The following is an 11,356-nucleotide window of genomic DNA, read 5'->3' on the forward strand; positions in this document are numbered from 1 at the left end:
ATAAAGGTAGTGAAAATATTGGGAAAATTTATTTGTTTTGAAGGGCTAGACGGTTCAGGTAAGTCTACAATTGCTAATAAAGTTGTAGACAAACTTATATATGATAAAGAAGGGAAAATTTTATTTATTGATAAAAAAAAACCAGAATTCTCCAGCGGCTATGTAAATATGCATATGAGTAAGATAAAAGAGATATTGTGGGATTATTATCCGGATGATCCTCTTTATGAATTGGGTGATTATCATTGGCTTTACTTAAATGCCTCATGGTTTGCTACAGTTGACAAATGTCGAATTACACCGTTATTAGAGAGTGGCTCAACTATTATAATGGATAATTGGTACTTTAAATTTCTAGCGAGATTCAAAATAAAAAAGAATTTTAATTATTCTGTAGCACAAATGTGTTTCTCGCCTTTAATAAAACCTGATATTACAATTTTTCTAGATGTTGATCCGTCTATATCCGTAAAAAGACGTACTAATTATTCCATTACAGAGACTGGGAATATGGATGGGTATTCAGGTCGTACTCAAGATAATTATATAAAATATCAGAATGAAGTAAGAAATGTGTTGAAAAAAATGAGTGAAGATCATAATTGGATTGTAGTTCCAGTTGAAGACGAGAGTGAAGAAGAAATTGCAGATAAAGTGTACAAAATAATAAAAAGTAAATTGAGATCGGTAGTATGAATCCAAGATTTTCTAAAACGTGGGATGGTTTACCTGTGAGCAAAGTGCCGCCTTTTGGAGCTGCGATTATTATATATAAATTAGAAAAGAATATACCATATTTTCTGATATTACATAGGAAACACAAAGGTATTGATTACGAAGGAAGATGGGCCTGGGGCCCCCCAGCTGGAGCCAGATTTCCAGGTGAAGAGATTGAAGTATGCATGAAACGGGAATTATTTGAAGAAACTGGTTTACAAGTAGACTGTAAAGAATTGATTATTGCTGAAAAAAGTTGGAGTCTTTACTATGGGGAAGTGGATAATGATGTAACAATTTCTCTTTCCGAAGAACATGACAGATTTCTATGGGTGGATTTTGACGAAGCAATTTCCAGATGTTCCCCTGAAATTGTAAAAGATCAAATAAGATATATATATAAACTAATTTCTGTGAGGTAATATATGAATTCAACATTAATGAAAAATAGAATAAATACAAACGCAATTAAAGAAGCTTTAAAAGGAAAATCAAGAGAAAATTGGATTGTTTATACTGCGGGTTCCATTATGGAAGGGTTCGGAAATGAAAATTCTGATGTTGATGTATATATAATTTGTGATTTGGGAGCAATAAGTAATGAGTTTGCTGGAGGCTATAAAGAAGGTGAGATATCAATAATAGAGGAGAACACTATAGTCTACAACACTATTATTGGTGATACTAGATATGATTTTGAATATTGGGATTGGAAAGAAGTTAATAAGATTGTAGAAAAATTAAATAATTTTAATTTTGGAACAGATCAGTATAAAGACAGGTTAAGTAAAAGTGAAATCGATTTTATCCACAGACTTAAATATGGAAATCCTGTAATTAACAAGAATTCTTTTGCATCCTTTATAAAAAATATTGTATTTGATAATTTAGGGTATATACAGGTAATCGTTCATTCAGAACAATATGATGGTTACTTAGAGGATATTGAAGGAGCATTATTATCAAATGATTTTGGAACATCATATGTTATATCAAAATTATTACTTGAGACTTCTGTGACATCTTTTCTCAGTGTTCATGGTGAAACTAATCCTAGTAGAAAGTGGTTATACAGAAAATTAGAAAGATTTCAAAATAACAATAATAATGAAATCAATTTATTGAAGAAGTATTTAACTTTAGACTCTTATTGTTTTGATGAAAGAAATATTGAATCTCATATTGAAACAGTAATAGAATTTTGCCAGGAATTAAACTTAAAAACGCAATATATAATAGGAAAAAAACAAATTATTTCAAGAGGAGAATAAAAATGATTCCAAAAAAACATATGTTTGTTAAGCACAGATCTGTGATGGGAAAGGAATATTTGGTTAATAAAAGAGAGGCTTTTCAATTAGATGATGTAGGTGCAGTTATTTGGAGAAATATTAACGGTAAAGATTCACCTGAAGTTATTGCTAAAAATGTAGCAGAGCACTTCAGTTGTGATGAAATTGTGGTTAAAGATGACGTTAATGAATATATAAATGAATTAGTTGAAAATAATTTGGTGAAATTTTTATAATAAAGCCTATACTTCTTAAATTAAAGGAGTATAGGAGAAGGGTATCTAGTCTGGGAGGGTGTGAAAATATGTATAAAAAACCAAAATTAGTAAAGGTGAAATTACCTACAGCTTTAGTAAATGTTTAAATGCTATTTCAAATTGGTAAAATATTAACAAACTAATTAATAGAGAGGAGGGTGTGAAAATATGTATAAAAAACCAAAATTAGTAAAAGTGAAATTACCTACAGCTTTAGTAAACGTATAATCTTATAAATGTATGGCTAGATACCCTTCTCCTATACTATATCTGGAGGATAACCCTTTGATTGAAAGTTATTTTATTTTTATATTGTTTTTCGTATTAACTATGTATTTGACGACCTTAATTAGGGAAAGAGTGAGGAGCTTTCCATTTTCAGATGTAATTAGGCCAATTATCTTTTTTGTGCCTTTTATTATGCCTGTCTTCTTCTTTACTCTCCCGAATTTTATTTTAAATGCAGGATTTAAAGCCTATTTAATTGCAATTTTATCATCCTTGATCGGCCTAAGTCTACATTATAAAGATTTCCAACCTTACTTTTACAAGGATTTTTATACATTACTACCCGTTTTACCTTTAAAGTGGTTTATAATTACTGAAATTTCACTTATTGGTAGTGCTGTGTTTGAGGAGATTTTTTATAGAGGGTTTGTACCTAAGTCTTCTTTATTAATTGAAATTTTATTCAGTTGTGGCTTATTTACTGTGGCTCACTTCATTCAGAAACCTACAAGGCAAGAATTTACTTTAAAATCATACATAGTTTTATTTATAGTTTCTATTGGTTGGTATTTTTCATATAAAATTAGTGATTCTTTGGTTCCTTCGATTATTGGGCATTTATTATTTAATGCTCCAAAAATAATCGCTAGTTTTATCCAATATATTATCACAAGAAAAATAGATCACATGTAGCCTTATCCATTAAAATTTTAGTCAAGGGAGTTTTTTTCTTTAAAATAGAAAGAAGAGTTCAAGTTCTAACCAGTCCTCTGTTTATTATTCATATTTTTTTCTAATGTTGTTAATTCAATCTATCAGAAGTTATCAGGGAACGTCTAAACAATGCCCACTTCATAGCAAGAAAGGTAAAATTTTTTGTGGTTTTACACCCAATTCTTTAAGAATTACTTGTTTTAAACGCTATACACTTTTGAAGAAGAAACTAATGAATGCAATGATATAATCAGGTCAAATAAGCAGAAGAGGGGCATGGCCATGAGGATCTTTGATGCACATTTTCATATTATTGATTTTGATTTTCCCATTCAAGAAAACCAAGGGTACATACCTCCGAGTTATGTGGTGATTGATTTAGGAGAGAGACGGCTGATTTCGGGATTTTAGGTGGAGCGATTGTGTCGGGGTCATTTCAGGGTTTTGATCAAGGCTATTTGTTGAAGGCGCTGTATGAAATGGGGCCAGCTTTTTACGGTGTGACTCAATTACCTTTTACGGCAACTGATGATGAAATTGTTCATTTGGATCAACTTGGGGTAAAAGCTTTACGGTTTAATGTGATGAGAGGCGGTTCGGAAGATATATCAAAGCTCGATTATTTTGCGAGAAGGGTGTATGAGCTGGCTGGGTGGCATAGTGAGCTTTACATAGATGCTAAGCACCTCTCTGACATCTCATCTACGCTTGAACAGCTGCCGGCCGTTTCTATTGATCATTTAGGCTTATCGGAAGAAGGCTTGCCGCATTTGCTCAAGCTGGTTGAAAAAGGAGTACGTGTGAAAGCAACAGGCTTTGGACGTGTCTGCATTGACCTCTATTTATCAAACGAATGCTGAAGCACTGATGTTCGGAACAGACCTTCCATCCACAAGAGCGAAGCGTCCATTTGAATACGGTGATGTTGAATTGATTCAACAGCTGTTTGATGAAAAAGCAGCTGATCAAATCTTATATAAGAACGGTTGCAATTGGTATTTTGGTAAGTGAAGATAGTTTCCGTCCATCCTAGGAGGTGCTTTCATTGAATTTAAATCAATTGACATTTAGAGAAGCTGTGAAATCGTCTTCATGCTTTCAGATGATAAGTTAGGTCAAAAGAGAGAGCGTTACACTCGCCCATTATTAGAAAGTTATATCAAAGCCTTTCGTTCAATCGATGCTGATCCAAATATTGAACTCATTGTTGCGTGTGACCAGAAAGAAGCAGTTGGTGTTCTTCAGTTAACCATGACGCCATTTCTTACACATCAAGGGTGATGGAGAGCATCCATTGAAGAGTTCGTACGGCTTCGAGTCATAGAGGGAAAGGAGTCGGTTCGCTGCTTATAAATGCTTATAAAGTGGGCCATTCAACGCGCAAGCGACCGCGGCTGTCATATGATTCAGCTGATAACAGATAAACAGAGGCCAGAAGCACGCCATTTTTATGAGAAATTAGGATTTGAAGCACTCATGAAGGAATGAAGCTGCATTTGTCCCATGAATAAGGATATCAAGAAGCGGAGGATTCACGTACCTCTGCCTTTTTTGTGCCTTTATTAGAAATATTTGCTATATTCAATATATAAATTCTCTGTTATTTGGAAAGGAGAAACATGTTACTCAAAATCGGTCTAGTTGTTATAGGTGTGGTCGTACTTTACGTAGGGGTTCAAGTCTTGTTGTACGAAGGAAGATCTTTTGACATTTGTCGCAAAAAACAAAAAGGACGTTTCAGTGACAATCATTGAAAATGATGATGTGATGTTAGAGTGGAATGCTGATCAAAAAACGCCACTTGCAAGTACGGTGAAATTAGTGGTTTTATTTCATTTTGTTAAAGCTGTATCGAGCGGCGCCATCAAGCTAGAGGAAAAAGTGGCATTGCCTGATATAGAGCGGTTTTATATTGATAGAACAGACGGTGGTGCGCACGCGTACTGGCTGGAGGTCAATGATTTTTCTGAGCATGCGACTTTATTAGATGTTGCCAAAGGGATGATGCAATTCAGTTCGAATGCTTGTACGGATTATTTGATTGACCGGCTGGGCTTAGAAAAGATCAATGATCAGATGAAACAAGCGGGTCTTACAGAACATGATGAACTCATGCCGCTGACGCCAATGATTTTGTGGTCCGCTTATGTATCTGATCGTAGGCGGGATGCATTCAAGAAAATGAGCGGTGTATCCGAAGAACAATACAAATCTCTAATGAATGAGATTTTTAATATCATGAAAAATGACCCAGAGCATAAAAAGGCGTTAGAAGAAAAAATGAAAAAAAAAGAACTTATTAGGCTGGCGTATTCAATCATTACTGACACAAAAGTTGACAAAGTCTACAACCAATCAATATTCACATTTTATGAAACGTCTCCAGGATGAGCTGTTAACAATAGAAGAAAAGAGTCTTTTTAGCAAAATCGTACTGGGAGAAACATTGAAAAAGGAAACAGATCAATATCTTTGGTATAAAGGCGGAGCAACATTGTTCGTTTTCACAGGTGCTTTATATCGAAGAACAGATACATCCTCTATATCCATTTCTCTTTTTATCAATGATCCGAAAGCGAACAATTCTCACTGGATTGGGGGAGTATTCAACGAATTTATGCTTACTGCAGCAGTGGATCAAAACTTTCGACAACGATTGATACAGGCTTTCACTACATAAACATCAAAAAACAGAGGGAAACACCCCTCTGTTTTATTATTTCTGCATTGGAAACGCTCTGTATACATCTTGGCGTTTCTTTTTTGACTTCACAACTCCATCAACCAGTTCCTTTTGCCAAAGCGCTGTATCGTCTTTGTACTTTTTAAAAGGGTGAGGGAGCTCTTTTTCTATCTGTTTTCTTTTAAAAGTGACGGACGGCTCGTCTTTCGAGCTCATGTTAAGTGTCACTTGCTCTACATTATCGACAAGAATAAAAAGTGCGATTGCGTTGTATAAATACGTTTTCTCAATCGTGTCCTTTTGATCAAACCAGAAGGCGTCAAATTGTTTTTCTGTATAGCTGTCATTTTCTTTTACCCCATACGTAACGTCTAATTCTTTTCCCTCGATGATTTCAAATTCTTGAATGATGCCCCCTGGAAGGTCTAATAAAATCTCATTAACTGCTCCGTTGTCACCAAGATATGTATCTTTGTGCTTAGAAAGCTGTTTTAAGGAAATGTCTTCTATTCCTTTGATGTCGCTCTCTTTCTCACTAGCTTGACTGCTGCATGCAGATAGAACAACGGTGAGTAGCAGCAGGATATACATCCATTTCTTCATTGATTTTGCCCCTTTACCATGCTTTCTATATTCAAGTGTCCATTTTATCACAATTTTCCATTCTTCCGGATCACTGATTTTTCATTTCCATTTACTGAACTGCATGTTTTGTTCAAAGCAACGAACAATACAAAGAAAAAAAGGAGTTCAGTCTATGGCAGAAGTGCTTTCATTTTATCAATTGAAAACAAAACGCGATGTCGCGCTTGAAAAGAAGCTGTTGCGTACGTTGTCACTACAACAAGTAACGGTGGCTTCCGAGACATTCACAAAGAAGCTGTTCCCGTTTGCTGATGATCCAGCTGGCATCATGAGTGATGGCTGTATCGATTTTGCCATTGAAGCTTTTTTAGCTGGTGGAAGATATGGTGAGTCGAGTAAGTACGGTGAATCGTTCGATGACATTAAGAGGCGGTCATCACAGGAGGATGATGAGCTGGTTGAAGAGCTGGCAGGGTGTTTGCAATCGTGGGGGAACATGTTCCAAATGGAGCGGAAGATGTCATGTCTATATCCATCTGCGAAAGAATTTTTAAGCATGTGGTGGCAGGAAGGCTTTCGTGAATCAGAAAAAAGACACAAGCTTCGGCTGCACTAAGCATATTTCAAGCCCTTGTCCCATATCTATAAAATAACGGCGTATGGGAGGGACAGGGATGAAAAGAAAGCTGAAGTGGACAGGGTTTTTAATTGGATTTATTGTCCTCTTATTCTTATTCAGATTTCAATTTCTAAATGATGATTCGTGGAAATCGTGGAATTTGCCTCTAAGCGGGAAGATCATCTATTTAGATCCGGGTCATGGCGGTCCAGATGGCGGGGCTGTAGGGGGAGAGCTGCTGGAAAAAGAGATTGCACTGGATGTGTCCATGAAGATACGAGACTATTTGCAGGAGCAGGGAGCGCTTGTTCTCATGACCCGAGAGGATGATTCTGATCTATCATCAAAGAATACAAGGGGATATGCTCGTAAGAAAGCGGAGGATTTGAGGAACCGCGTGAAAGCCATCAATGAGTCTGAAGCGGATCTCTATTTAAGCATTCATTTAAATGCGATACCATCGAACAAATGGAGCGGGGCGCAGACGTTTTTTTACGGAAAGTATGAAGAGAATGAAAAGGCAGCGAAGTTCATTCAAGATGAATTGCGCAACAATCTCGAAAACACTGATCGAAAGGCGAAGCGGATCAATGGCATTTATTTGATGCAAAATGTCACAAAGCCAGGAGCCCTGGTGGAAATTGGATTTCTCTCCAACCCAAAAGAGGCCGGCCAGCTTGCAACACCTAAATATCAGGATCAAATTGCTGCCTCCATTTATAAAGGCATTCTGAGATATTTAACAGAGCAAAAAGAGCCACCTGAATAAGGGGCTTTTTCCTTTTGGTCGCAGGCAAACAGGACAGACATTGTAAGGATATGTATGATATACTTGGATTGTAAACGAATTCAATAAAGGGTGAGGTTCTGCTATGATCGGACAAGATGATGTGAGAAAATTAGTTGGGAAGATGGACGAACCTTTCCTTCATATACCGCTTGGTGAGCTGGATGCCATCAAGGAAATCAGCCTAAAGCCTGAAAAAGAGCATGTGAGCTTAAAGGTGGCTATTGCCAAAACGGGCACTGCTGAGCAGATGAAGCTGCAGCAAGACATCGTACAAGCCTTGAAAGCAGAAGGCGCTAACACGGTCGGACTTCGTTTTGAAGAGCTGCCTCAGGAAACACTTGAAAGGTTTATGCCGTCACAAGATGAGGAAGAAAACCTGCTCAACTCTAAAAACCCGCCTGAGTTCCTAGCGATTGCGAGTGGAAAGGGTGGCGTTGGGAAATCGACCGTTTCTGTTAACCTTGCTGTGGCACTGGCTCGTCTAGGGAAAAAAGTCGGACTGATTGATGCAGATATTTATGGTTTCAGTGTACCGGATATGATGGGAATTACCGTCAGACCAACAGTTAAAGGGGAAAAAATTATACCTGTGGAACGCTTTGGCGTCAAAGTGATTTCAATGGGCTTTTTTGTTGAAGAAAATGCACCGGTCATTTGGAGAGGACCGATGCTTGGTAAGATGTTAAATAACTTCTTCCACGAAGTCGAGTGGGGAGAATTAGATTACTTACTATTAGACCTTCCTCCTGGAACGGGAGATGTGGCGCTTGATATTCATACAATGCTTCCTAGCTGTAAGGAGATCATTGTCACAACACCGCATCCAACGGCTGCCTTCGTTGCTGCTAGAGCAGGCGCAATGGCACTGCAAACAGATCACGAGGTGCTTGGGGTCGTTGAAAATATGAGCTATTATGAAAGCAAAAAAACAGGTGAAAAGGAATACGTCTTTGGAAAAGGCGGCGGGGACAAGCTGGCTGAAGAGCTGCGTGTTTCGGTCCTTGGTCAAATTCCTTTAAGACAGCCTGATTGGAATGAGGATGACTTTGCGCCTTCCGTCTATGATGCGGGTCATCCGACAGGAGAAGTGTATCAACACATTGCGAATAAAGTCATTGAACAATTAGCAGTAAAAGCATAATGAAAGCCCGAGTGGACCTTCTGCCACTCGGGTGCTGTTTAACTGCTGCTTCCTTGGTCTTGTGAACCGGAATCACTGCTGCTTTCAGATGCTGCTTTTTTGAGCTCATCTTCGAATTTCTTCTTATAAAGAGGGCTGCTTAATGTTTCCGTAATGACTTTTTCTAAGTGCTTTCTGAACTCTTTGCTTTTGATCAGTTCACCGTATTTCTTTTCCATCTCAGGATCCTTGAGAATATCCATCATCAGCTGCTGGTAGTCAGGGTCCTTCATTAACTGTTTTAACATCTTTTCATGCTGTTGTTGCATGGATTTTGCGAAAGTCTCGGCAAATTTAGAATCCTCAAAGACCTTCTTCCAGAACTCTTTGCCTTTATCAGAAGTCAGTGTTTTCTCTATTGTTTTTTTCACAGTTTGTTCATCCATTACCAAAGCTTCATTCATTGCCTCGTCATTTAATAACTGTTGAATGGCCTTTTTACCGTCATCTGTCTTCAAAATATCGACGACCATTTTCTTTGTTTCGTCATAGTCCATATTAGATGAGGATTGGGTTTTGGGAGCACAAGCTGTTAGAGATAATAGAAGAAAACAGCTTATTATACGCAAGATGCCTTTTGACATACTGTGGCTCCTTTCGTTACATGTCTTACTTTTAATATGAATGTTTCACGTGAATTTATACATAACAAAAATAGGGGTTGGATCTATTCAATGAAAAGTCGGGATTTAGTTCGTTTTTTCTTCTCAGTGCTAGCTGTTGGAGCGGTCATAACAAGCGTGGTAGGCTTTGCGCTGGAGTGGGGAAAATATCAGAAGCTTTTTATATCGTTTGAACTTCTAGAGATCGCATCTGTATTATTTTGGTTCATTGGTGTGGGGATGATTTTTAGTGTGATTAGTCAGATGGGGTTCGTTGTCTTTTTAACTGTGCACCGGTTTGCTCTTGAAATTTTCCGGTCACATTCTTTATGGAATACGATTCAACTGTTTCTTGTGATTTTTGTGCTGTTTGATTTAGCTTACTTGCGATTTTTGTTTTTCGGTGAGAATGAATCATTCCTTCCCTATGTATGGCTGCCGGTCTTTATCGGTGTGTTTGCACTGATCGTGGCTTATTTTAAACAGAAGCAGTCCTCTAAGAAAACATTTATTTCCGCAATGTTTCTTATGGTCGTCATCACGTCGTTAGAGTGGTTCCCGGCGCTTAGAGTCAATGAAGAGGACTGGCTGTATTTAATGCTTCTCCCGCTATTAGGCTGTAATGCGTTTCAGCTGTTAGCTATGCCGCACTTTTCAAAGGCGAAAGCTACTTAACTTCCGTTGACTTTGTTTTTGTATTAGAAATAAGTTCGCCAACTGTGACATTTTTTAAATTCTTTTCTTTTAAGTGTTTCAAAATAGCTGGTAAGGCTTGAGCGGTTTGGGTCGCTGAATCAGAGGCGTGAAGGAGAATGATGTCTCCGCTTTTCATTTGATTATTTACATTTTGAACAATCTGGTCCACACCCGGGTTCAGCCAGTCCTGTGAGTTGATGCTGTAATGTACAACGGTATAGCCGTATTGTGTTGCAATTTTCAATACTGTTTCATTAAACTGTCCAGTTGGCGGTCTTAATAGTTGAATGTCGTCTAGTCCGAGCTTTTGAAATGTATTTTGTGCCCTGACAAGATCCCGCTTGATTTCGCTTTCTTCAAGCTGACTATAATTTTTATAAGCATAGCCAAGGCTGCCAATTTGGTGCCCGTCCTCTCTAATACGTTTCACAATATCAGGATGACGCTCAGCCCAAGAGGCAGACAGAAAGAAAGTGGCGTTCTTTATATCGTACTCTCGAAGGACATCTAATATAGGAACGGCCTTCTCGTCTCCCCAGCCAATATTAAAAGTAAGAGAGGCATGTTTTGATGAAGTCTCTCCTTTATAAATAGCTCGGGGTCCATGTTCTGTTTTAAATACCGACAGCGGCGGTGCCTTTTGTACATAAAAAAAGGTTGCAGCTGCAAGGGCTGCTACAAGAATAATGACAACTTGCTTCAGCCGTTTAATAGGCAACACATATAATCGACTCAATTCAAACACTCCTGCCTTGTCCAAGATTGTTATTTGATTGTATGCAGGACAAGGGTTTGACATGCCTGTTAAAACTATTTTAAAAAAAAGTTTTGAAAAGGCGTTGACCGATAGAATATTTTCGTGATATATTATTAATCGTCGCTGACACACAGTGACAAACACAAAAGCTTCGGGAAATAAACTTGAAAAAAGTTGTTGACATAAGATGAAGCGAAATGTTATATTATTAAAGCCGCTAAGAACGGCGAAGATGA

Annotated in this window: 14 protein-coding genes and 2 pseudogenes; 13 read left to right on the forward strand and 3 right to left on the reverse strand. The window is 37.7% G+C overall.

The window, feature by feature from the left end; all coding sequences use genetic code 11:
• Positions 1 to 18: 18 nt before the first annotated feature.
• The 9 genes and pseudogenes from IEE86_RS16105 (at position 19) to IEE86_RS19450 (ending at position 5,888) form a co-directional block, all read left to right on the forward strand.
• The gene (locus tag IEE86_RS16105; protein WP_162130796.1) at positions 19 to 696 is read left to right on the forward strand and encodes a dTMP kinase; all 678 of its coding nucleotides are present in this window, start codon (positions 19 to 21) and stop codon (positions 694 to 696) included.
• A gap of 35 nt (positions 697 to 731) precedes the next feature.
• Complete coding sequence (locus IEE86_RS16110; RefSeq protein WP_162130797.1) at positions 732 to 1,139, forward strand: NUDIX domain-containing protein; 408 nt, start codon at positions 732 to 734, stop codon at positions 1,137 to 1,139.
• Between the two features lie 3 nt (positions 1,140 to 1,142).
• Positions 1,143 to 1,988, forward strand: a complete 846-nt coding sequence (locus tag IEE86_RS16115) for a hypothetical protein (protein WP_191098082.1) — start codon at positions 1,143 to 1,145, stop codon at positions 1,986 to 1,988.
• A 2-nt stretch (positions 1,989 to 1,990) separates the two neighbouring features.
• On the forward strand, positions 1,991 to 2,245 hold the full coding sequence (locus IEE86_RS16120; RefSeq protein WP_008356563.1) for a PqqD family protein: 255 nt from the start codon (positions 1,991 to 1,993) through the stop codon (positions 2,243 to 2,245).
• Positions 2,246 to 2,551: 306 nt separating this feature from the next.
• Positions 2,552 to 3,187 carry a CPBP family intramembrane glutamic endopeptidase gene (locus IEE86_RS16125; RefSeq protein WP_008356564.1) on the forward strand — a complete coding sequence of 212 codons (636 nt, stop codon included), beginning with the start codon at positions 2,552 to 2,554 and terminating at the stop codon, positions 3,185 to 3,187.
• Positions 3,188 to 3,490: 303 nt separating this feature from the next.
• A pseudogene (locus IEE86_RS16130) lies at positions 3,491 to 4,219 on the forward strand (amidohydrolase family protein).
• An 81-nt stretch (positions 4,220 to 4,300) separates the two neighbouring features.
• A pseudogene (locus IEE86_RS16135) lies at positions 4,301 to 4,719 on the forward strand (GNAT family N-acetyltransferase).
• A gap of 193 nt (positions 4,720 to 4,912) precedes the next feature.
• Positions 4,913 to 5,599 carry a serine hydrolase gene (locus tag IEE86_RS16140; protein WP_224741047.1) on the forward strand — a complete coding sequence of 229 codons (687 nt, stop codon included), beginning with the start codon at positions 4,913 to 4,915 and terminating at the stop codon, positions 5,597 to 5,599.
• A 55-nt stretch (positions 5,600 to 5,654) separates the two neighbouring features.
• Positions 5,655 to 5,888, forward strand: a complete 234-nt coding sequence (locus tag IEE86_RS19450) for a hypothetical protein (RefSeq protein ID WP_224741048.1) — start codon at positions 5,655 to 5,657, stop codon at positions 5,886 to 5,888.
• Between the two features lie 36 nt (positions 5,889 to 5,924).
• On the opposite strand, the gene IEE86_RS16145 is transcribed toward IEE86_RS19450, so the two are convergent.
• Positions 5,925 to 6,494: a DUF4825 domain-containing protein gene (locus tag IEE86_RS16145; protein ID WP_191098083.1), complete on the reverse strand. Its 570-nt coding sequence runs from the start codon at positions 6,492 to 6,494 to the stop codon at positions 5,925 to 5,927.
• Positions 6,495 to 6,648: 154 nt separating this feature from the next.
• Between IEE86_RS16145 and IEE86_RS16150 the strand changes: the two genes are divergently transcribed.
• The 3 genes from IEE86_RS16150 to IEE86_RS16160 all read left to right on the forward strand — a co-directional run bounded on the left by IEE86_RS16150 (position 6,649) and on the right by IEE86_RS16160 (position 9,026).
• The gene (locus IEE86_RS16150; RefSeq protein ID WP_191098084.1) at positions 6,649 to 7,092 is read left to right on the forward strand and encodes a YbaK family protein; all 444 of its coding nucleotides are present in this window, start codon (positions 6,649 to 6,651) and stop codon (positions 7,090 to 7,092) included.
• A gap of 58 nt (positions 7,093 to 7,150) precedes the next feature.
• Positions 7,151 to 7,864, forward strand: coding sequence for an N-acetylmuramoyl-L-alanine amidase CwlD (cwlD, locus tag IEE86_RS16155; RefSeq protein ID WP_191098085.1), 714 nt, complete (start codon positions 7,151 to 7,153; stop codon positions 7,862 to 7,864).
• Between the two features lie 103 nt (positions 7,865 to 7,967).
• Positions 7,968 to 9,026 (forward strand): Mrp/NBP35 family ATP-binding protein, encoded by a 1,059-nt coding sequence (locus IEE86_RS16160; RefSeq protein ID WP_191098086.1) that lies wholly within the window; start codon positions 7,968 to 7,970, stop codon positions 9,024 to 9,026.
• Positions 9,027 to 9,064: 38 nt separating this feature from the next.
• Here IEE86_RS16160 and gerD read toward each other — a convergent pair whose 3' ends face one another.
• Positions 9,065 to 9,649 (reverse strand): spore germination lipoprotein GerD, encoded by a 585-nt coding sequence (gerD, locus tag IEE86_RS16165; protein WP_191098087.1) that lies wholly within the window; start codon positions 9,647 to 9,649, stop codon positions 9,065 to 9,067.
• 90 nt (positions 9,650 to 9,739) lie between these two features.
• Here gerD and IEE86_RS16170 point away from each other — a divergent pair, with 90 nt between their 5' ends.
• A complete protein-coding gene (locus IEE86_RS16170; RefSeq protein WP_191098088.1) occupies positions 9,740 to 10,342 on the forward strand; it encodes a KinB-signaling pathway activation protein in 603 nt (200 codons plus the stop codon).
• On the opposite strand, the gene pdaB is transcribed toward IEE86_RS16170, so the two are convergent.
• Positions 10,335 to 11,099: a polysaccharide deacetylase family sporulation protein PdaB gene (gene pdaB / locus IEE86_RS16175; protein ID WP_191098089.1), complete on the reverse strand. Its 765-nt coding sequence runs from the start codon at positions 11,097 to 11,099 to the stop codon at positions 10,335 to 10,337. The genes IEE86_RS16170 and pdaB overlap by 8 nt on opposite strands.
• Positions 11,100 to 11,356: the final 257 nt, after the last annotated feature.

Source organism: Bacillus crepusculi (assembly GCF_014764715.1).
Lineage (GTDB): Bacteria > Bacillota > Bacilli > Bacillales > Bacillaceae > Bacillus.